The organism is Ruicaihuangia caeni, from assembly GCF_029952955.1.
GTDB lineage: Bacteria > Actinomycetota > Actinomycetes > Actinomycetales > Microbacteriaceae > Ruicaihuangia > Ruicaihuangia caeni.
Map to the genome: position 1 here is coordinate 242595 of NZ_JASATX010000003.1, position 20598 is coordinate 263192.

At 66.2% G+C, this 20598-nt stretch carries 22 protein-coding genes and 1 tRNA gene; 12 read left to right on the plus strand and 11 right to left on the minus strand.

Annotated elements, in window-relative coordinates:
* Positions 1-3: 3 nt before the first annotated feature.
* Genes QF206_RS08640 through QF206_RS08665 form a run of 6 tightly spaced genes read right to left on the minus strand, consistent with a single transcriptional unit; the run spans position 4 to position 5251 of the window.
* The gene (locus QF206_RS08640) at positions 4-855 is read right to left on the minus strand and encodes an ABC transporter permease (RefSeq protein WP_281488814.1); all 852 of its coding nucleotides are present in this window, start codon (positions 853-855) and stop codon (positions 4-6) included.
* Positions 852-1937, minus strand: coding sequence for an amidohydrolase family protein (locus QF206_RS08645; RefSeq protein ID WP_281488815.1), 1086 nt, complete (start codon positions 1935-1937; stop codon positions 852-854). Before QF206_RS08645 ends, QF206_RS08640 begins: the two co-directional genes overlap by 4 nt.
* 20 nt (positions 1938-1957) lie before the next feature.
* A complete protein-coding gene (locus QF206_RS08650; RefSeq protein ID WP_281488816.1) occupies positions 1958-2509 on the minus strand; it encodes a 3-hydroxyanthranilate 3,4-dioxygenase in 552 nt (183 codons plus the stop codon).
* A complete protein-coding gene (locus QF206_RS08655; RefSeq protein ID WP_281488817.1) occupies positions 2506-2937 on the minus strand; it encodes a RidA family protein in 432 nt (143 codons plus the stop codon). The genes QF206_RS08650 and QF206_RS08655 overlap by 4 nt, the downstream gene beginning before the upstream one ends.
* On the minus strand, positions 2934-3743 hold the full coding sequence (locus QF206_RS08660; protein ID WP_281488818.1) for a 2-keto-4-pentenoate hydratase: 810 nt from the start codon (positions 3741-3743) through the stop codon (positions 2934-2936). The genes QF206_RS08655 and QF206_RS08660 overlap by 4 nt, the downstream gene beginning before the upstream one ends.
* Positions 3740-5251: a 2-hydroxymuconic semialdehyde dehydrogenase gene (locus QF206_RS08665; protein ID WP_281488819.1), complete on the minus strand. Its 1512-nt coding sequence runs from the start codon at positions 5249-5251 to the stop codon at positions 3740-3742. Before QF206_RS08665 ends, QF206_RS08660 begins: the two co-directional genes overlap by 4 nt.
* A 177-nt stretch (positions 5252-5428) precedes the next feature.
* Between QF206_RS08665 and QF206_RS08670 the strand changes: the two genes are divergently transcribed.
* The 4 genes from QF206_RS08670 to QF206_RS08685 all read left to right on the plus strand — a co-directional run bounded on the left by QF206_RS08670 (position 5429) and on the right by QF206_RS08685 (position 9583).
* On the plus strand, positions 5429-6400 hold the full coding sequence (locus QF206_RS08670; protein ID WP_281488820.1) for a LysR family transcriptional regulator: 972 nt from the start codon (positions 5429-5431) through the stop codon (positions 6398-6400).
* A gap of 153 nt (positions 6401-6553) precedes the next feature.
* Positions 6554-8191 carry a thiamine pyrophosphate-binding protein gene (locus tag QF206_RS08675; protein ID WP_281488821.1) on the plus strand — a complete coding sequence of 546 codons (1638 nt, stop codon included), beginning with the start codon at positions 6554-6556 and terminating at the stop codon, positions 8189-8191.
* Positions 8192-8267: 76 nt separating this feature from the next.
* Entirely contained in the window at positions 8268-9086 is an 819-nt protein-coding gene (locus tag QF206_RS08680) for a cyclase family protein (RefSeq protein ID WP_281488822.1), read from the plus strand.
* 71 nt (positions 9087-9157) lie between these two features.
* Positions 9158-9583, plus strand: coding sequence for a MarR family transcriptional regulator (locus QF206_RS08685; RefSeq protein WP_281488823.1), 426 nt, complete (start codon positions 9158-9160; stop codon positions 9581-9583).
* Between the two features lie 61 nt (positions 9584-9644).
* Here the strand turns inward: QF206_RS08685 and QF206_RS08690 are convergent, their stop codons facing one another.
* Both QF206_RS08690 and QF206_RS08695 read right to left on the minus strand, forming a co-directional pair.
* Positions 9645-10430: a 2-keto-4-pentenoate hydratase gene (locus tag QF206_RS08690; protein ID WP_281488824.1), complete on the minus strand. Its 786-nt coding sequence runs from the start codon at positions 10428-10430 to the stop codon at positions 9645-9647.
* A gap of 68 nt (positions 10431-10498) precedes the next feature.
* The gene (locus QF206_RS08695; protein WP_281488825.1) at positions 10499-11299 is read right to left on the minus strand and encodes an IclR family transcriptional regulator; all 801 of its coding nucleotides are present in this window, start codon (positions 11297-11299) and stop codon (positions 10499-10501) included.
* 64 nt (positions 11300-11363) lie between these two features.
* On the opposite strand from QF206_RS08695, the gene QF206_RS08700 reads away from it, so the two are divergent.
* Positions 11364-12323, plus strand: a complete 960-nt coding sequence (locus QF206_RS08700; protein WP_281488826.1) for an acetaldehyde dehydrogenase (acetylating) — start codon at positions 11364-11366, stop codon at positions 12321-12323.
* A gap of 3 nt (positions 12324-12326) precedes the next feature.
* Positions 12327-13373 (plus strand): 4-hydroxy-2-oxovalerate aldolase, encoded by a 1047-nt coding sequence (gene dmpG, locus QF206_RS08705; RefSeq protein ID WP_281488827.1) that lies wholly within the window; start codon positions 12327-12329, stop codon positions 13371-13373.
* Positions 13374-13479: 106 nt separating this feature from the next.
* Here the strand turns inward: dmpG and dcd are convergent, their stop codons facing one another.
* On the minus strand, positions 13480-14085 hold the full coding sequence (dcd, locus tag QF206_RS08710; protein ID WP_281488828.1) for a dCTP deaminase: 606 nt from the start codon (positions 14083-14085) through the stop codon (positions 13480-13482).
* A 90-nt stretch (positions 14086-14175) separates the two neighbouring features.
* Positions 14176-14931, minus strand: coding sequence for an SDR family NAD(P)-dependent oxidoreductase (locus QF206_RS08715; RefSeq protein ID WP_281488829.1), 756 nt, complete (start codon positions 14929-14931; stop codon positions 14176-14178).
* Between the two features lie 132 nt (positions 14932-15063).
* Here QF206_RS08715 and QF206_RS08720 point away from each other — a divergent pair.
* The 4 genes from QF206_RS08720 to QF206_RS08735 all read left to right on the plus strand — a co-directional run bounded on the left by QF206_RS08720 (position 15064) and on the right by QF206_RS08735 (position 18037).
* Positions 15064-15134, plus strand: a tRNA-Gly gene (locus tag QF206_RS08720).
* Between the two features lie 581 nt (positions 15135-15715).
* Positions 15716-16720, plus strand: a complete 1005-nt coding sequence (locus QF206_RS08725) for a TerC family protein (protein WP_281488830.1) — start codon at positions 15716-15718, stop codon at positions 16718-16720.
* Between the two features lie 96 nt (positions 16721-16816).
* Positions 16817-17293 carry a hypothetical protein gene (locus QF206_RS08730; protein ID WP_281488831.1) on the plus strand — a complete coding sequence of 159 codons (477 nt, stop codon included), beginning with the start codon at positions 16817-16819 and terminating at the stop codon, positions 17291-17293.
* A gap of 234 nt (positions 17294-17527) precedes the next feature.
* Positions 17528-18037 (plus strand): DUF2231 domain-containing protein, encoded by a 510-nt coding sequence (locus QF206_RS08735; RefSeq protein WP_281488832.1) that lies wholly within the window; start codon positions 17528-17530, stop codon positions 18035-18037.
* Positions 18038-18277: 240 nt separating this feature from the next.
* On the opposite strand, the gene QF206_RS08740 is transcribed toward QF206_RS08735, so the two are convergent.
* Positions 18278-18679: an MBL fold metallo-hydrolase gene (locus tag QF206_RS08740; protein WP_340309595.1), complete on the minus strand. Its 402-nt coding sequence runs from the start codon at positions 18677-18679 to the stop codon at positions 18278-18280.
* Positions 18680-18788: 109 nt separating this feature from the next.
* Here QF206_RS08740 and QF206_RS08745 point away from each other — a divergent pair, with 109 nt between their 5' ends.
* Both QF206_RS08745 and QF206_RS08750 read left to right on the plus strand, forming a co-directional pair.
* The gene (locus QF206_RS08745) at positions 18789-19250 is read left to right on the plus strand and encodes a hypothetical protein (protein WP_281488833.1); all 462 of its coding nucleotides are present in this window, start codon (positions 18789-18791) and stop codon (positions 19248-19250) included.
* A gap of 90 nt (positions 19251-19340) precedes the next feature.
* Complete coding sequence (locus QF206_RS08750; protein WP_281488834.1) at positions 19341-20597, plus strand: APC family permease; 1257 nt, start codon at positions 19341-19343, stop codon at positions 20595-20597.
* Position 20598 lies beyond the last annotated feature (1 nt).

A 20598-nucleotide genomic window follows, 5' to 3' on the forward strand; every position in this document is an offset into this window, starting at 1 on the left:
TCGTCACTTCTCCCCTCTGCGCGCCCAGGCGGCGTATCGCCGGTCGAGCCCTGCCACGATCGCGTTGACGAGCACACCGAGTACGCCCGCAATGACCACCCCGGCGGTCACGGCCTGCATCCCTTGGGGCTGCATGCTCTGTTGAAGCAGCCAACTGCCCAGCCCCTGGGTGCTGCCACCGATGTACTCGGCGCCGACGCAAAGAATCAGAGAGATCGAGACGGTGATGCGTACACCCGTGATGAGCGCGGGAACCGCCGAAGGCCACACGACACGACGGATCACGGTGCTTCGACTCCAGCCGAAGGACCTACCCGTCGACTTCGCCACACTGTCGGTCTCGTGCACGCCATGGATCACGTTCGTCAGCAGCGGCCAAACGCATCCGAGCGCGACGATGGCGGCTTTCATCTCGGTTCCCTGCCCAGCGATGAGAACCGCGAGCGGGACGAAAGCGATAGGAGGCAGCGGCCGCAAGAGCTCGACGACGGTAGAGGCGAGCGCGAAGGCAGCGTTCGAGATGCCGAGGAGCAGTCCAAGCGGCACCGCGATGACGAAGGCGATGCCGAGACCAAGGAACGACACTGCGACGGTGCTGCCGACGTGACCGAGGAACACAGGGTCAGCCAGCAGTCCCACCGAGCGAATCAGAGTCTCGCTCGCCCCGGGCAGGTTGTTGCGTGGCAGAAGGCCGAACACAACGACGATCTCCCACAGAACCAAGAAACCGAGAGTGCCCAGCGCACCGAAGAGCGCCGTGCGACCCTTGGTTCGTTTTCCTGCACCGGCTTTCGTGAGCGCGCCAGTCCGCGGCTGCTGCGAGGAAGTTTCTGGGGCTTTCTGCTCGACTGTCATGACCACCTCGTCAACTCCTCGCCCCCAGGAACCAGCTCGCGGGCGCCATGTGCTCGCTCGACGTCGTGAGCGAGATCGAGCCCAAGGAATTTAACAGCGTTACGGCTGAGCACCGCCTCGCGCTCCCGCTCAGTGAGGAATTCCGCGGTGCGGATGAGGCGTCCCGACGGCTGCTCCCCGAGCGGGTACGGGTAGTCGCTGCCCAGCATGATGCGCTCAGCGCCCATGGTGTCGACCAGCAGGCGCAGCGCGGGTTCGCTGAAGACCACGGAGTCCACGCTGAACCGGTCGAGGTAGTGCGAAGGGGGGTGCTCGGAGGTCGCCACCAAGTCGGGCCGGCCGCGCCAGGCGTTGTCCATCCGTCCCACCCAGTATGGGAATGAACCTCCGCCGTGCGCGAAGCAGATGCGCAGCGACTCAGGAAGCCGGTCGAACCCGCCGCCCAGCACCAGCGACAGGATCGACAAGTGCGTCTCTGCCGGCATGCCTACGAGCCACTGCGCCATCCATCGGTTCGTCCGCACGGTGTTCGGCATGTCCCACGGGTGCACGAACACCGGCACGTCGCGATCGGCGCAGTGCTGCAGGAACGTGACGATGGCATCATCGTCGAGATCGCGATCGCCGACATGGTTGCCGATCTCCACGCCTCGGTGCCCATTGTCAATGCACCGGTCCAGTTCACGGCAGGCGGCATCGGTGTCTTGCAGTGGCACCTGTGCGAAAGGGACCAAGCGGTCCCCCGCGGGCTCACATATCTCGAGCGCCAGATCGTTGAATATCTTCGCCACCCGCGTTGCCTCACCCGCGTCGCGAGCGTACGAGAAGAACAAGGGCGTAGGTGAGACGACCTGGATGTCAATGCCATCGGCATCCATCTGCTCCAGTCGCTCGTCGGCATGCCACGCGTTCGCCGAGAGCGGCCGGAACTCGGAGGAACCGACCATGATCATGGCTTCGCGCTCGTTCTCGACGCGGAGCCATGGCCACGGCCCGGTTCCCCCGGTGGCCTCCTCGAGATCGGGCCATCCCTTCGGCACGTAGTGCGTATGGACGTCGATCGTCGGAGTGGTCGTCTGCATGAGGGTTCTCGAACTCCCGCTCAGCCGCGACCGGGGTGCACGGTGCCGCAATCGCTGCAGGTGCGACCGGCATCGTCGCGTGCGTAGAACTCTTCGAAGACCGGCGGCAGGTCCTGCACGATGTCGCGCACCTGCAGCTCGACCTCGTGCACGAGGTTGCTGCAGTTCTGGCAGTACCACTGGAACTTCTCGAGGGTGCCCTCTTCGCGGATCTTCTCGATCACGATTCCAATCGAGCCGGCTTCGGGGCGCTGCGGCGAGTGAGGGATGTACCCCGGGAGCAGCCACATCTCACCCTCGCGGATGTCGATACGACGCACGCCTTCCTCAGTCATGATGTTGACGTGCATGTTGCCGCGCACCTGGTAGAAGTACTCCTCGTACGGGTCGACGTGGAAGTCGGTGCGCTGGTTGGGTCCGCCGACCACCTGGACGATGAAGTCCTTGGCGACTGGCCACATGGCCTTGTTGTTCACCGGCGGCTTGAGGGAGCCCTCGTTCTCGGAGAGCCACTGCTCGAAGTTGTACTTCTCGGGCACGCTGGTTGCGAGCCTCTCGGGAACGGTCGTCATTGATCTTCTCCATTCGATCGGGGCCTGTAGGCCACTGCTTGGATTTCGATGAGCAGATGGGGATGCGGTAGTTGATGCACCGCGACCGTGGTCCGCGTGGGACCGGTCTCGTCGAAGAGCTCGGCGTAGACCTCGTTGTAGCCGCCGAAGTCGTTCATGTTCACGAGGTAGGCCGTGACCTGCACCAGGTCATCGAGCGATGCGCCCACCGTGCCGAGGATCTCGCCGATGTTCTCGATGACCGCCCGAGTCTGCGCGCGGATGTCGAGATCGGTGGTGCCGAGCTCGTCGACCGAGACGCCGACAAAGGTGTTGTCGGGCCGCCGGCTGCTAGTGCCTGAGACGTAGATGAAGTCGCCCGCCACCTTCACGTGAGGAAAGCGCCCACGTGGTTTGGCGAGGTGCTCGATCACACTTGCGCCAGTCATTCGGCGGCTCCTTCCGCTTCGTTCCCCTGAATGCAGAGTTCGACCTGGCCGAGTTCGGCGATGAGCGCCGTGATACGGGATGCCGTGGAAGCCGCCACCGCGGCAGTCGCCGCTCCCGCGAGCACCACTGATCCGGCGGGCAGCGAGTACCTGGCAGTAGTCAGCATGCCCGCGAGCCGTTCCAGCGCTCGCACCGGGTGACCCAGGATGTCAGAAGTGCTGCCGGTCTCGACAATGCGCCCATCGGCGAACAACGAGACGGCGAGGCCGTCAATGTCGCGCCGGAAGCGCTTCCAATCCCCGAGCACGTAGCACGCGGCGGACGTGTTGTCGGCCACGACATCGCTCAGGCTGAATCTGAAATCGCGATACCTGGAATCGATGACTTCGAGGGCAGGAGCGATCGCGTCTACGCTGGCGACGAGTTCGCGCGCGGTGGTGCCGGGCGCGACATCACGCGAGAGGCGGAAGGCCACCTCTGGCTCGACCCGGGGATGCACGAATCCTGTCAATTGAAGGCTCTCTCCCGAACGCAGGTGCATCTCGTCGGTGAGAAAGCCGACGATGATCTCGTCCACTCCCATCTGCGCCATCTTGGCTTCGCTCGTGAAGCCCAGCTTCGCCCCGGTCAACTGCTCGCCGCGCTGCTGCCGTAGCCGAAGCAGACGCGCCTGCACCTGGTACGCCGCGTCGAGCGACAGTGCCTCGCCGAACTGCTCGATGGGCTCGCCCGTACGCTGTGCTGCGTCGATCTGCGCAGCGATCTCGTCGATGGAAGAGGCGACCGTCTCCACGTGGGTCGTCATGCCTGCCTCCCATCGCTCGGTGTGGCGTCACTCAGCGTCACGCAGACGTTGGTCGGCTCCGTGTAGAAGGCGAGTGAGTGCATGCCCCCCTCGCGTCCGATTCCCGACAGGCCGGCTCCGCCGAACGGCGAGCGCAGGTCGCGCATGAACCAGTTGTTGACCCACGAGATGCCGACCCGCATGCTGCCCGCGACCCGGTGACCGCGCTCGAGATCGTTGGTCCACACGGATGCCGCGAGGCCGTACTTCGTGTCATTGGCGAGTCCGATTGCCTCCTCTTCGGTATCGAAGGGGATGAGGCCAGCAACCGGGCCGAAGACCTCTTCACGCATGACTCGCGCGTTGTGCGCCAGGCCGGTCCAGAGCGTGGGTTCGATCCACGCACCGCCTGACAAGTCTGAGCCGAGGTCGGGGATGCCGCCGCCGGTGACGACCCGCGCGCCCTCGTCGCGCGCGAGTTCGAGGTACGAGAGCACCTTCTGGCGGTGCGCGGTCGAGATCAGCGGCCCCGTCGTCGTCGCCTCGTCCTCAGGCCGGCCGAGACGAAGCGCCTCGGCGCTGTCGACGAGGCGAGCGACGACTTCGTCGAAGATCGGCCGCTGGATGTAGACCCGCTCTGTGCACAGGCACACCTGACCCGTGTTGGTGAAGATGGAGCGGGTGAGCCCATCGACCGCGCGATCGATGTCAACATCGTCGAACACCAGGGCTGCGTTCTTGCCCCCGAGTTCGAACGAGACCGGGCGCACATAGGGCGCAGCAGCGCGCATGATCGTCGATCCGGTCGATGACTCTCCGGTAAATGTGATGCCATCGAGGTCGGGGTGGGTCGTGATGAACTCGCCCGCCGAATCAGGGCCGAAGCCGTGCACAAGGTTGAACACGCCTTCTGGCACACCAGCTTCGGCCATGATCTCGGCGAGCACCGTCGCAGACGACGGCGTCTCCTCAGACGGCTTCACGACCACTGCGTTGCCGCACGCGAGCGCGGGTGCGACCTTCCAGGTGAGCAGCAGCAGGGGCAAGTTCCAGGGCACGATCACGCCGACAATTCCGACCGGCTTCCGCAGCGCGTAGTTCAGGGCCCGGCGTCCATCGGGCATCTCTGTCAGGTACGAGTCGATACCGGCCGATGCCATCATGTCGGCGAACGCGCGGAAGTTGGCTGCGGCACGGGCGATGTCCAGGCCCCGCGCGAGGTGCAGCGGCTTGCCGGTGTCGCTGACCTCAGCGGCGAGCAAGTCGTCGAAGCGCGCGTCGATGCGGTCGGCGATCCGCCGCAGCAGCGCCGCCCGCTCTCCTGCACCAGTGCGGCCCCATGGGCCCTCGAGCGCGGTGCGCGCGGAGCGCATCGCACTGTCGACGGTGTTGCGATCGGCCTCGGCGACCATCGCGACCAGGGCGCCGTCGACCGGGCTGCGCTTCTCGAACGCGCGATCGGCCTCGACGAACCGGCCGCCGACGAAGTTGCGCAGCGTGATCGCACTCAGTGTCGTAGTGGCTGTCATGGGGTGCTCTCTGGCTCATGCCGTGCCACCTCGATACGCGAGTTCGCTCATCGTTGAGTGGCGGTCGATCCAACACCGCAGTTGTGCGGATGGCTCCTAGTGTTCGCGACTCGAAGCCATGCTGTCGAATGCCTTTACCCACACGCGCCATGTCTGTTTGGGCATAGCATGCCGGTTATGGACACCCGAGCCCTGCTGAACGGCCAGCTCAAGCTGCGCCACTTCGTCCTGGCCCTCACCATCGCCGAACACGGCAGCATCGTGAGGGCAGCTGAGCATCTCTTCGTCACCCAGCCAGTGATCAGCCGGGCCCTGCGCGAGCTCGAGCAGCTGCTCGGAGTTCCCCTCTTCGAGCGCGGCGCACGAGGCGTGAGCCCAACGGTCTTCGCCGAGGTATTCCTCGAGCACGCTCGCGCCATCGTCGGTCACGTGCAGCAGGCCAAGGAGCACATCGACGAACTCGCCGACGCGACCCGGGGCGAGGTGACCGTCGGAACGTATGTGGCGGGCGGAAACCTACTGCTGCCCAGGGCGATTGCGTGGCTCAAGCGCGAGCGTCCCCACCTGGTCGTGCGGGTACGCGAAGCGACGCCCGATCGCCTTCGCAGCAGCCTGGTGTCTGGCGATGTCGACCTCGTCGTGGGCCGGCTCACGCCACAACGTGGCGACACTCCACTGAGGCAGATCGCCCTGTACCACGAGCCCTTCCGCATCGTCGCGCGCGCAGGCCACCCGCTTTTCCAGCAGGGACGGCCGGAACTCGCTACGCTGCGCGAGCACCCGTGGGTACTGCCGGTGGGCCAGACCGCGTTGCGCGGTGAGTTTCTCGAAGCGTTCGCTCGGGAGCGGATCGCACCGCCCGTGGAGCAGGTCGAGTGCTCGTCGCCGATGACGATTCGCACAATGGTCGCGGAGACTGATTTCCTCGCGATCGTCCCGCACACCGTGGCGAGTTCGGACCCATTGTTGCGCATGGTCGACCTCCCACTCGAAGCGGTAGGCCAGACCGTCGGGGTGACGATGCTCGACGACCGCACGGCGACACCGAGCACCGCCTTCATGCTGAGTGCGCTCGAGCAGGCGGCCGCCGGCATCCGCGATTCGCTGCGTGACTCGACACCGTTCGCTAACGCTGGCGCAACCCCATAACGGCGCCGTTGCCCAGGCAACACAGCCATGCCCTGACGGTGCGCGCGCAAGAATTTAGGCATTAGCGAGAACCGGCGCCAACGGGCAGCATGCTTGGGGCACCTGCGTATCTCGCGCGTGCCCCCGCCAGTCATGACGATGGAGTCCAGTTCTATGCGCGTTTTCGAGAAGGTCGCCGACACCCTGGTCGAGCTTGGAGTGACCACTGTGTTCGGGGTGATCGGCAGCGGCAATTACGAGGTGACCCGCGCGTTGATCGAGCGCGGCGCGCGGTACGTCGCTGCCCGACACGAGGGGGGTGCCGCTTCCATGGCCGATGCCTTCGCCAGGCTCGGCGACTCGGTGCCGGCGATCTCGCTGCATCAGGGATGCGGCCTCACCAATGCCATCACGGGCATGACCGAGGCCGCGAAGTCGGGATCGCCGATGATCGTGCTGACCGCCGAGGTCGCCGCCTCGGCCATCCACTCGAACTTCAAGATCGAGCAGGACCGACTGGTCGAATCGATCGGGGCTGTGAGTCTGCGCATCACTCGAGAGAGCGCGGCGCGCGACATAGAGCTCGCGTACCGCACTGCCGTGACCCGGCGTGTTCCTGTGGTGGTGAACCTTCCTCTCGACGTGCAGGCCGCGGAATCCACGGAACAGCACTCGCCTTCGTTGCCCGCGCTCCCGGACGCCCCTGCACCCGCGGCCGCAGACGTGACTCGCATCGCTGACTTGATCCAGGCAGCGGAACGCCCGGTGATCGTGGCCGGTCGGGGTGCGCGGGGGGCCGGCCCTGAGCTGCGCGAACTGGCCGAAGCGGCGGGCGCGCTCGTCGCTACGTCGGCGGTGGCCCGCGGGCTGTTCAACGGCGATCCTTTCTCGCTGGACATCTCAGGCGGTTTCAGCACACCGCTGGCCGCGCGCTCTATCCAGGAAGCCGACTTGATTCTCTCGTTCGGTTCGGCGCTGAACATGTGGACCATGCGGCACGGCACGCTCATCGGAGAGCACGCCAAGGTCGTGCAGATCGACATCGACCCGATGGCCCCGGGCAAGCACCGCCCGGTCGATCTCGGGGTGGTGGGTGACGCCGCGGCAACTGCGGCCGCGTTGACTGCCGAGCTGCGTGGGCGTGGGCTTCAGCGCGAGGGATATCGCACCGGCCAGCTACGTGAATCGATTGCCCGCGAAGGCCGGTGGAACCAAGTGCCGTTCGAGGATCTCAGCGATGGTGAGCGCATCGACCCTCGCGCGTTGACAATCGCCTTGAACGACATGCTCGACGACGACCGCGTCATCGCCGTCGACTCCGGCAACTTCCTCGGCTACCCCAGTGCCTTCCTCGACATCCCAGATGAGAACGGGCTGGCGTTCAGCCAGGCATTCCAATGCGTCGGCCTCGGGCTCGCGAGCGCGATCGGTGCTGCGTTCGCCCAACCCGAGCGGCTGCCGGTGTGCGGCACCGGCGACGGTGGTGCGCTCATGGCGGCAACCGAGCTCGAGACGGTGGCGCGCCTCGGCATCCCGATGGTCGTGGTCGTCTACAACGACGCCGCGTACGGCGCGGAACTCCACCACTTCGGCGAGAGCGAGCAGGACCTCGGGTTCATCACGTTCCCGGACACCGACTTCGCCGCCATCGCGCGCGGCTACGGCTACACTGCCGTCACCGTGCGCGAGAAGGCCGACCTCGAGCCCGTACGCTCGTGGCTGGAGGGCCCGCGCGATACGCCGCTGCTGATCGATGCGAAGATCGCGCGAGTCGAGTCGTGGTGGCTGGCCGAGGCGTTCAAGGGCCACTGACAGACCGAGCTCAGGGCTCCTGGCGACAGACGCAGGAGCCGACTGCGGCATCCGATTGCTACGAAGGAGAAGCATCATGACCGACACCACCGTCACCTCGGCCGAAGCCGGGTCGAAGACCGGAATCGCCGCGCTGCTCGCCGACCTTGCAGACGGTCGCATCGAGGTGCTCGACCTCACTGCACCGCTCAGCGCGACGACACCCGCGCTGCGTCTGCCTGCACCCTTTCCGAACCTGATCGACCTCAGCCTCGAAAAGGTCGCCGCATTCGACGACGACGGGCCCTTCTGGGCGCACAACAACATCCACGTCGGTGAGCACTACGGCACGCACGTCGACGCACCCGCCCACTGGGTATCCGGTCGCGACGGCCGTGATGTGTCCCAGCTCCCCGTCGAGCGTCTGGTCGGCGAGGCCGCAGTGATCGACATGACGGCAGAAGTCGAGGCGGATCCTGACTTCCTGCTCGAGATCGAGCACATCGAGGCATGGCAATCCGAGCACGGTCCACTGCCCGTGGGCGGCTGGCTGCTCTACCGCACCGGGTGGGATCAGTACGGGCACGACGAGAAGCTGTTCCTGAACACGGATGCCGACGGAGCCTCTCACACCCCGGGAGTATCCGCGGCCTGCGCGAAGTGGCTGGCCGAGGAGACGCCGCTCGCAGGATTCGGCGTCGAGACCGTGGGGATAGACGCGGGCCGCGGATTCGAGCTCGACCCGCCCTTCCCGGTGCACTACCACCTGCTCGGCAATGACAAGTACGGCGTGACGTCTCTGAAGAACCTCGATCGGCTGCCCGCTCGAGGTGCGCTCATCGTCGTGACTCCGTTGCCGATCGTCGGCGGCACGGCTAGTCCCGCACGCGTGCTCGCGCTGGTCGAGCAGAGCTGACCGCCGCAGAGCGTGGTCGACAGCTCGTCGTGCGCCGTGACGGACCGGTGCGAGTTCGTTAACCTGTGGCTATGACAGCGCAGTCACGACCGATCGGGTTCTGGTTGAAACTCGTCGACCGGTTGATCGACGACCGATTCATCACCGTGCTCGAAGAGCACGGCGTCACGCGGCGACAGTGGCAATTGCTGAACGTGCTCTCGGCCGGCGAGGCCGATGTGGCTCGCCTCGACGCTGCCGTGGCGCCGTTCATCGAGGGAGCCGACGGCGAGTCGTCGGTCGAGCACTTGACCGAACTCATCGAGAGCGGCTGGGTGGGAGCCACTCAGGGCGGCTATGAGATCACGGAGCGCGGCTCGGTCGCCTTCGGCAGGCTCAGCGAGGTGGTGAGCCAGCTTCGGGATGACCTCGGGTCGGATGTCGACGAAGCCGACTACGACACGACGCTGCGCACGCTCGAGGCGATGGCGCGCAACCTCGGGTGGCGCGAAGACTGACGCCACCGAGGAGCCCCGCCGTCACGGGGCCCCGGCATCCGCGAGCCCGCCGTGGTGGTGATCAGACGAAGCGGGCCGTGACCGGGCCGAGTGCGCCGAAGTGCGCCGTCACTGTGTCGCCGGCGGATACCGCAACCGCGGCGCAGACCGATCCGGGCATCACGACTTCGCCTGCCTCGAGTGAGACCCCAAGTTGCCCGAGCGTGTTCGCAAGCCACACGAGCGACCCGATCGGCGATCCGAGCACGGCTCCGCCGGCGCCGGTGTCGACGACCGCGCCGTTCTTGGTGAGCACGCATCCCGTCGTGAAGAGGTCGATGTCGCGCAGCTCCACCGGCCTGGTGCCGAGTACGACGCCGCCCGAACTCGCGTTGTCGGCGATCGTGTCGACGAGGGTGATCTTCCAGTCGGCGATGCGCGAGTCGATGATCTCGATCGACGCGATCGCGTAGTCGACGGCCTGGATCGCCTCAGCGACCGTCACGCCCGGGCCGGCGAGCGGCTTCTTGAGCATGAACGAGATCTCAGGCTCCACCTTCGGGCTAATGAATCGGCTCGCCTCGATCGGCATCGAGTCGAGGTGGAACATGTCATCGAGCAGCACGCCGTAGTCGGGCTGGTCGACGCCGAGCTGCCGTTGCATCGCAAGCGAGGTGAGCCCGACCTTGCGCCCTCGGATCGTGCGTCCGGATGCCGTCCATGCCGCTACCTGGTGCTGCTGGATCGCGTACGCGTCGGCGACCTGCAGCCCTTCGACCGTGGAGGTGATCGGCGCTATGGGCTGCTTGCTGTCGTACGCGGCGAGCAGTGCGTCTCCGAGACGGGCGTGGTCGGTGCTGGCGGTCATGCGGTTGCGTTCTCTCTTCCTTGGGGCGCTGATCGCCGTCTGCGGCGACGGCGGTGTAATCGTCGGACTCAGGCGGTGCGGCGGTCGGCTTCGCGCGGGGTCTTCGGAGCGCGGTATCCGAGCCGGATCGAAAGCTGCTCGGCACCGTCTCGTACCGCCTCGACCCAGTGCTCCTGGGGCTGCTGCTCCCAGCGCGGCACGGGCACCGAGGTGCTGATGGCCGCGACGACGGCTCCACTCGCATCGCGCACGGGCGCGGCAACGCACGTCACGTTCTCGGCCGACTCCTCGCGCTCGAAGGCGACGCCGTCGTGGCGCACCTGTTCGAGTTGCGCTTCGAGTTCCGCGATGGTCCCGATCGAATTCGCGGTGAGCTTCGGCAGCCGAGTTCCGTCGGGAAAGAGCACTCGCACCTGGTCTGCGGTCAGCGCGGCGAGCAGGGCCTTGCCCAGCGCCGTCGCGTTGGCAGGCAGCGTCTTGCCGATGCTCGACGGCATGCGCACAATGTCCCTCGCCTCGATCTTGGCGAGATAGAAGACCTCGGCGCCCTGGCGGAGCGCGACGCTCACAGTCTCGCCCAGACGGTCCGACAGCATCCGGGCGACTTCGTTCGCTGCCGCCAACATGTCGAAACGTGCCGAATACGCGTTGCCGAGCTGCAGTAGGCGCACACCGAGCCGGAACACTCCCCGAGACTCGTCCTTCTCCAGGTATTCGCGCGCAACCAGCGTGTTGATGAGCTCGTGCACGCTCGTGCGCGGCAGCCCCGTGAGCTTCACGACCTCGGCAGCCGAGAGCTCGGTGTCGTCAGCGAGGAAGAGTTCGAGGATATCGAACGTGCGCATGACTGCGGGGGTGAGCCTTGCCATGCGCACATGCTAGCATCCTGTCGATAGTTCGAACGGCTGTCGAAATATCGAACAAGGAGGCGCCATGGGCGGCAAAGCGGCTGCGAACGCAGCCATCATCGGGTCGGGGAACATCGGTACCGACCTCATGATCAAGATCCTCCGCGGCAGCGGAACCCTCGCGATCAAGGCGCTGGTCGGAATCGACCGGCAGAGCGACGGACTCGCCAGAGCGCAGCGCCTCGGCGTCGAGGCGATCGCGACCGGCGTTGATGGCTTGATCGCGCATCCCGTCTTCGAAGAGATCGACATCGTGTTCGATGCCACCTCGGCCGGCGCGCACAAGGTCAACGCCGAGAAGCTGCTCGCCGCGAAGCCGTCGATTCGACTGCTCGATCTCACCCCCGCCGCGATCGGCCCGTATTGCGTGCCGGTGGTCAACCTCGAGGAGCACCTCGACGCGCCGAACCTCAACATGGTCACCTGCGGCGGCCAGGCGACGATTCCGATCGTGGCTGCCGTATCGAGTGTGACGAAGGTCGCCTACGCCGAGATCGTCGCGTCGATCGCCAGCAGATCGGCCGGGCCGGGCACGCGCGCCAATATCGACGAGTTCACGGAGACCACCTCCGCCGCCATCGAGTCGATCGGGGGCGCCCAGAAGGGCAAGGCCATCATCGTGCTGAACCCGGCCGAGCCTCCGTTGATGATGCGCGACACCGTGTTCACGCTCTCGGAGCCCGCCGACCAGCACGCCATCGAAGCGGCGATCGAGCAGATGGTCGCCGAAGTCAACCAGTATGTGCCGGGCTACCGCCTCAAGCAGCAGGTGCAGTTTGAACTCATCGATGTGCCGGTCAACATTCCGGGCGTCGGTCAGTTCTCGGGTCTCAAGACCAGTGTCTTCCTCGAGGTCGAGGGTGCGGCGCACTACCTGCCGGCGTATGCCGGAAACCTCGACATCATGACGTCGGCAGCGCTGCGCACCGCCGAGACGATCGCTCAACGCGCGGAGTCGCGCCGCAGCACGCAGGAGGTGGCCTGAGCCATGTTCAACCGCAACACGTTCAACCCCGCGAGCGACAAGCTCTTCATCTCCGACGTCACTCTGCGCGACGGCAGTCACGCGGTGCGGCATCAGTACAGCGTGCAGAACGTGCGCGACATCGTCGCCGCGCTCGACAAGGCGGGCGTCGACAGCGTAGAGGTCGCGCACGGTGACGGGCTCAACGGCTCGAGCGTGAACTACGGCTTCGCCGCGCACTCCGATGTCGAGTGGATCGAGGCCGCGGCTGAGGTCGCTGACCGAATCGCGATCGCGACACTGCTGCTGCCAGGAGTCGGTACCATCCACGATCTCAAGCGGGCGGCATCCGCAGGCGTGAGCTACGTGCGCATCGCGACGCACTGCACGGAGGCTGACGTCTCGGTGCAGCACATCGAGACCGCGCGCGAGATCGGCCTCAACACCACCGGCTTCCTGATGATGAGCGCCATGACCCCTGCGGCCGAGCTCGCCAAGCAGGCGAAGCTGATGGAGAGCTACGGCGCGCAATGCGTCTACGTCGTCGACTCGTCAGGCGCCCAGACCATGGACGACGTCACCGACCGCGTGAACGCGATGCGCGATGTGCTCGAGCCGACCACCGAGATCGGCATCCACGCGCACCACAATCTCTCGCTCGGTGTCGCGAACAGTGTCGCCGCCGTGAAGGCGGGCGCGAACCGCGTCGATGCAAGCCTCACGGGCATGGGGGCCGGCGCCGGCAACGCGTCACTCGAGGTGTTCATCGCGGTCGCCGACAAGCTGGGTTGGGTGCACGGCACCGACCTCTTCGCCCTCATGGATGCCGCCGACGACATCGTGCGGCCGCTGCAGGTGCGACCGGTGCAGGTCGACCGCGAGACGCTGGGCCTCGGCTACGCGGGGGTCTACTCGTCGTTCCTGCTGCACGCCGAGCGCGCGTCGGCGCGTTACGGCATCCCGACGATCGAAATCCTGATGGAGCTCGGAAAGCGCAAGATGGTCGGCGGTCAGGAAGACATGATCGTCGACGTGGCGCTCGACCTCATCAAGCAACGCGAGGCAGCGTAGCCGTAGCCTCACCAACTGTCGTGGGGACTGGCCCACGGCTCATTGCGAAAGCGCTCTCGCCTCGGCGGGGCGCTTTCGTGTATCTCGGCGCGGCCGCTGGCCCTGCTCAGTTGCCGCGGCTGCCGGCGTCGGTGACCGAGACGTCGGTGCGGTGGAAGTTCTTGTACGAGCGCGACGCGGTGGGCCCGCGCTGGCCGTGGTACCGGCTCGAGTACACGCTCGAGCCGTAGGGGTGCTCGGCCGCTGAGCTCAACCTGAAGAAGCAGAGCTGGCCGATCTTCATGCCCGGCCAGAGCTTGATGGGCAGGGTCGCCACATTGCTGAGCTCGAGCGTCACGTGCCCTGAGAAGCCGGGGTCAATGAAGCCGGCTGTCGAGTGCGTCAGCAGCCCCAGGCGGCCGAGCGAGCTCTTGCCCTCAAGCCGGGCGGCGACGTCGTCGGGCAGCGTGACCTGCTCGAACGTGGAGGCGAGCACGAACTCGCCCGGATGCAGCACGAATGACTCCGCCGCGTCGACCTCGACCAGCCGCGTGAGCTCGGGCTGGTCTTCTGCCGGGTCGATATAGGGGTACTTGTGGTTGTCGAAGAGCCGGAAGAACCGGTCGAGGCGCACGTCGACGCTCGACGGTTGCACCATTCCGAGGTCGAGCGGTTCGAGCGCGATGCGCGACGCGGCGATCTCGGCCTTGATGTCTCTGTCACTGAGCAGCACGCAGCCAGAATATGCGACCGGCGGCGGGCACCGCTGAGGGGTGACGGATGCCGCGGCGAGCGCCCGGCATCCGTCACCGTGCGATGGCGGTCAGACGGTCGTGTAGCCGCCATCGATGACGACGTACGCGCCCGTCATGAAAGAGGCTCTGTCGGAGAGCAGGAACGTCGCGACATTGGCGACCTCCTCCGGTCGACCCAGGCGACCAAGGGGATGCTTGGCCTTGAGCCCGTCGAGAATCTGAGCCGGGGCGGACTGCAGGAGCGGCGTGTCGATGTAACCCGGGCCGATCGCATTGATGCGAAGGCCCTGCGGCCCGTATTCGGCGGCCGCGTTCTTGGTGAGCCCCACCACGCCATGCTTCGCCGCGGTGTAGGCGGAGTTGCCGAGCGCGGCGACCATGCCGTGGATCGACGCCATATTCACGATCGCGCTGTTCTCGGCCCCGGCTTTGAGCATTTCGGGGATCTGGTACCGCATGCCGTAGAGCACACCGTTGAGGTTGATGTCGATCACGCGATTCCAGTCCTCGAGGTCGATATCGCCGGTTGGTGCGTTGGCGCCGCCGATGCCCGCGTTGTTCACCGCGAAGTGCAGCGCCCCGAAGGTGTCGACCGCGAACCTCACCGACTTCTCGCTGTCTTCTGCTCTCGCAGTGTCCGCTTGGAGGGGTTCGGCCTTGCCGCCAGCAGCTTTCACCTCGTCTGCCACCCGGGTGGCCGCGTCAAGCTTGATGTCGGTGACGACCACGCTTGCGCCGTGCTTCGCGAGATCCTTGGCGATCGCTTCGCCGAGACCGGAACCGCCGCCGGTGACGAGAGCGACCTTGCCTTCGAAATGGTTCATTGTGCGCTTCTCCTGTTCACAGTGGTGAACGCCGTTCGGCGTCGCTCCCACTCTGGGCCGGATGCGCCATGTTGGCGACCGAACAGGGGCGATCAGTAAGATGAACCCGCGCCGCTCTTCTCAGAGCGACTCGGGGATGTAGTTCAATGGCAGAACTTCTGCTTCCCAAGCAGACAGCGCGGGTTCGATTCCCGTCATCCCCTCGGAAGAACGAAGGTCGCCCTTGTGGCGGCCTTCGTTGTTTCGAGAGACAGGCAGGGCAATCGAACTGAGCCCGGAGGCGGAGCCGCAGGGCGAAGGCTCCCGTCATCCCCTCAACGCCCTGACGTGCCGCCGAAGGCGGTGCGGCAGGGCGTTCGTGCATGCTGCGAATCGAACCCCTGGGTGGGCCCACGCCGCCGGTTCCGGCGCGTCGCGCAGCGACGTGGCGGCCGTGCGGTGGGGACGATTCCCGTCATCCCCTCGGAAGAACGAAGGTCGCCCTTGTGGCGGCCTTCGTTGTTTCGAGAGACAGGCAGGGCAATCGAACTGAGCCCGGAGGCGGAGCCGCAGGGCGAAGGCTCCCGTCATCCCCTCAACGCCCTGACGTGCCGCCGGTGCGACCAGCGCATTCCGTTCAGCAAACTTCCAACGGATGCCTTTACTCTATGAAGTCCAAGGGGAGTACTCCGGCACGGTCGCTCGTCATTACGGATGCACGTCGCATCCCGGGCCATCGGTTCCTGCTCGAAGGAATGGAGAAGACCTCGGCGTCGAGTTGTTCACGCCAGGTTTGGAGCTTTCTTTGAACGTCACCCCACTCGTTTGGATCATCACGGTCGGCGTCACGATCGCCTTCTTCATCTACGAGTTCTTCACCCACGTCCGCAAGCCCCACGAGCCGACGGTCGGCGAGTCGGCTCGATGGTCAGCGTTCTACATCGTTCTCGCGCTCCTCTTCGGCGTCGGCATCGGCGTGGTGTCCGGCTGGACGTACGGCGGTGAGTACTTCGCGGGCTACCTGACCGAGAAGGCGCTGTCGGTCGACAATCTCTTCGTCTTCCTCATCGTGATGACGAGCTTCGCCGTGCCGAAGATCTATCAGCAGAAAGTGCTGATGATCGGCATCGTCATCGCGCTGATCCTGCGGGGCGTCTTCATCGCGGTCGGTGCCGCGCTGATCGAGAACTTCTCCTGGGTCTTCTATGTATTCGGTGCTCTGCTGCTGTTCCTCGCCTATCGACAGGCGTTCGCGCACGGCGGTTCCGACCTCGTCGACGGCAGGTTCATGCGCTTCGTCCGCCGTCATCTTCCAGTGACGAACGAGTACCACGGTGACCAGCTCACGGTGCGACAGGACGGCAGACGCTGGGTGACGCCGATGCTGCTCACCATTGTCGCCATCGGCTTCGTCGACCTCATCTTCGCGATCGACTCGATCCCGGCGATCTACGGGCTCACCGAGGAGGCCTACATCGTCTTCACGGCCAACGTGTTCGCGCTGATGGGGTTGCGGCAGCTCTTCTTCCTGATCGGCGGCCTGCTCGAGCGACTCGTATACCTCGCTCCAGGGTTGGCAGTCATCCTGGGCTTCATCGGCGTGAAGCTGCTGATCCACGCCCTGCACAAGAACGAGTTGCCATTCATCAACGGCGGGGAGCCGATCACCGTGATCCCGGAGATCCCGATCTGGCTATCGCTGCTGTTCATCGTGGCGACGATCGCCGTGGCGACGGCCGCCAGCCTCATCGAGACTCGCAGCGGCCGGGGCACACCGATCGCCGATCAGCGGCCGGGCGAACGTGGCTAAGAGTGTTGTTCCACTACAGCGGAGCCTGTTCAGCACCGACTGGACTCTCGCGGTGTCGCCGGCCAGATGACGCTGAGTGTTACGCTCTTCAGCGCAATGCGAGAGCTCCGAGTCCCCAAGCGCAGAACCCCAGTGGAGTTGGTTCTCGCCGACGGCACCCATCGAAACGTGCTGGTCTTCCTGGCCGAATCGGCTGCTCGGCATTCGGGCCCCGAACGCCTGTCTGATCTCCTCGATGGCGAGTCCGAATTCATCCCCGCCGTCGACGCCTCGACGGATGCAGTGTTCTTCCTGAGCTGCCAGTCAGTCGCTGTGGCGCGCGTCGATTCCTCGGTGGAGGGAGACGATGTGGGCCAGCACACCGTCTCAACCGAGCATGAAGTTGAACTCACGCTCGTCGGAGGCGTGAAGCTACGAGGGCTCGTCGCATACGTCATGCCGCCGGACCGTTCGCGGCTCACCGACTACCTCAACTCGGAATCGCGCTTCATCAAGCTGATCGAGCAAGACGCGGTCGCGCTCATTAACAAGCAGCAGGTCGCCCTAGTCGAAGCGCTCGAATCGACCCGCTGACCTGAGCCCGTCCCGGCATGCGCCGAAGGGCCGGACGAGTGGCGCGCCTGCCGGCTCATTCGATTCCGCGCTTGAGGAACGACCCACTTCGGCTTCCGCATCAGCGCCAGCCGAGCGAGTGACGGCCGACCATGGCCGAACCATCGCGGGCGGCCTATCCTGTGAGCACATTCACGGAACTGGACGCCCGGGTCTTCCGCGCATGGTCTCATCGGCGAGGCTATTGGAGGAGTCGTGGAAACAAACGCCACACCGCTGCAACAAGCAAAGCGCCCGCGCACCGCACTTGCCGGTCCCTACGGGCACCCGTTCCATCCGATCCTCGTCACGATTCCGATCGGTGCGTGGATCTCGAGCCTGATCTTCGCGCTGTTCGCCCTGTTCGGCGATGACGACGAGGTCTGGGTGCAGGGCAGTCAGCTGCTGATCGCCATCGGCGTGATCATGGCGGTGGTCGCCGCGATCTTCGGTCTCATGGATCTCTCGGTCATTCCGAGCGGGACGCCGGCCAAGAGGACCGCGTTCACGCATATGGCGCTCAACCTCACGGTTGTAGCGCTGTTCGCGGTCGCCTACATCATCCAGGCGGTCAGCGGAGTCGACGACCTGAACATCGCCTCGTTCGTGCTGGTGATTCTCGGGCTTGCCATCCTGACGGTCTCGGGGTGGCTGGGCGGCAAGCTCGCGTACCACTATGGCGTCCGCGTGGCAGCGGAAGAGACGCAGGTGGAGGGCTACCGCTGAGGTCGGCGGCGCCGGGCGTGCGTAGGGCTGCGCCCCGCCGGATCCGTCTGCGAGCAGCAGCCGGATCGGGACGGTCCGGCGGCGAAGGCCTGGCGGCAGGCTTCCCGGATGCCGCCGGTGAACGGGTCACCGTGGCCGGGAAGCACGAGCGACGCATCGGTTCCCTCCATACGCTCCAAGGTGCGAAGCGCCATCGGAGAGTCGGCCGTCGCCGCGCCGGCGACGATGCGGGGGCCACGCTCACCGGTATAGGGCCATTCGCGCGAGCGAGGGCAGACCACCCGGATGCGTCAAGGGGAAGAGCGCACGGCTCTTCTCGTGCCGGTACGTATAGGGATGCCTGACGAGCCGCGCATCGTTCTTGTGCACGTAGACGGGAACTCCCGCCGCTCGAAGTCGCTCTGCATTGCCGACATGGTCGAAATGACCGTGCGTCAGCACCAACGCCTCGAGCCGCTCGGCGCGCAACCCGAGATACTCGAGGCCCGCGCTCAGGAGTGGCCACATGCCCGGCAGGCCGGCGTCGATGACCATGCCGCGGTGGCCGTCCTGCACGATGAACGCGTTCACGTCGGCGTGCTGAATCATATGGATGCCGGGCGCGATGTTCTTTCGCACCACCGGTCGTGTGAATCTTGTCATCGTCGACCTCCCGCCCCGGCACCGTCACGCGGGACGTCATCCGCACGGTACGGCAGCCCTTGAGGCGCGACAAGGCCGCCGGGAGCAGAATGCGCTCGGAGGTGCCGGCATGCCAACCGTCAGCGCAGTATCCCGAGCCCATGGGCTGTTCAACTTGGTTGCCGGGGTCTGGCCGCTCCTGCACATGCGCAGCTTCGTGGCCATCACTGGGCCCAAGACCGACTACTGGCTCGTGCGCACTGTGGCCCTCCTGCTCGTCGCGATCGGGTCGACCCAACTGGCGCCGACTCCAAGCGTCGCGAAAGGCGCGGCCGCATCCACGAAGCGAGGCAGGCCCCGACATCCTGACGCTTCGACCTCCGCACCGCACCCGGCGCGGCGACTCGGCCTCCTCACCGCTGCCGGCCTCTGCGCGATCGACGTGATCTACGCCGCGCGCCGCCGTATCAGCGTCGTCTACCTGCTCGACGCGGTGGTCGAGCTCGGGTGGATCGCACTGTGGCTGTCGACCAGTCGGCGACGCAAAGCGCGGTCTCGGCGACGCAAGGCGCCGTCTCGGCGAACGAGGTAGCCGGCTGCAGAGGCGGGCCGCGGCGCTCTCGAGAGCGGTAGCGACCGAGGCGGCACCGGTCGTTCACTCCGCGGCGGTACCCTCGCCCTCGTGACCCCTCCCCCGCTGCTCAGACGACTGCGGCTCGGCGACGCCGTCTTCATCGGACTGGGCTCGATGATCGGCGCTGGCGTGTTCGCAGCGTTCGCGCCGGCAGCGGCCGCAGCGGGCAATTGGCTGTTGCTCGGGTTGGCGATCGCGGCGTTCGTGGCGTACTGCAACGCCACGTCTTCTGCGCAGCTCGCGGCCCAGTTCCCGACATCCGGTGGCACCTATGCGTATGGCCGCGCGATGCTCGGTGACTGGTGGGGCTTCGTCGCCGGGTGGGGCTTCGTGGTGGGCAAGATCGCGAGCTGCGCCGCGATGGCCCTCACCTTCGCCGCCTACGCCGTGCCGCCCGAGTGGCAGAAGCCGGTCGCCGCGTTGGCGGTCGCGGCGCTCGTCACCGTCAACCTGTTCGGCGTCACCCGCACGGCGCTCGCGACACGCGTCATCGTCACCGTCGTACTCGTCGCCCTCGCCATCGCGGTCGCCGCGACCACGACCGTCAACAGCGCGTCGGCCACGTGGGCTCCTGGTCAGTGGGCGCTTCCGGATGCCGGGCTGTACGGCATCCTTCAGTCTGCTGCCCTGCTCTTCTTCGCCTTCGCCGGATACGCGCGCATCGCCACCATGGGCGAGGAGGTGATCGACCCGGCGAAGACCATTCCGCGAGCCATCTCGATCAGCCTCGGCGCGGTCATCGTGATCTATGCCGCTGTCGGCATATCAGTGCTGGCGACGCTGGGACCGGCAGCGACAGCGGGTTCGACCAGGCCGCTCGCGGACGCGGTCGCGGCCGCAGACTGGCCCTGGGCATCGGTCGTGGTGCGGGTCGGCGCGGCTGCAGCGTCGCTTGGAGCGCTGCTCGCACTGATTGCGGGCATCGGGCGCACTTCGCTCGCGATGGCCAGAGAGCATGACCTACCCGCGTGGCTCGCCGCCGTGCACCCCCGCTGGCACGTCCCCCATCGCGCCGAGCTCGTCGTCGGCGCGATCGTCGTGGTGCTCGTGCTAGCGACAGACCTTCGAGGCGCGATCGCGTTCTCGTCGTTCGGTGTGCTCGTGTACTACTCGATCGCCAACATCTCCGCCTGGCGTCAGGTCGGCGCAGCTCGACGGTACCCGCGCTGGCTGCAACTGGCGGGCGCGGCTGGGTGCGGCATCCTCGTGCTCACGCTGCCGCCGCTCGGGGTGCTCACCGGGGTAGCCGTGTTCATCGTCGGCCTCGCCTATCGAGCGATACGGCTGCGCGCCGCGGCCAGATAGC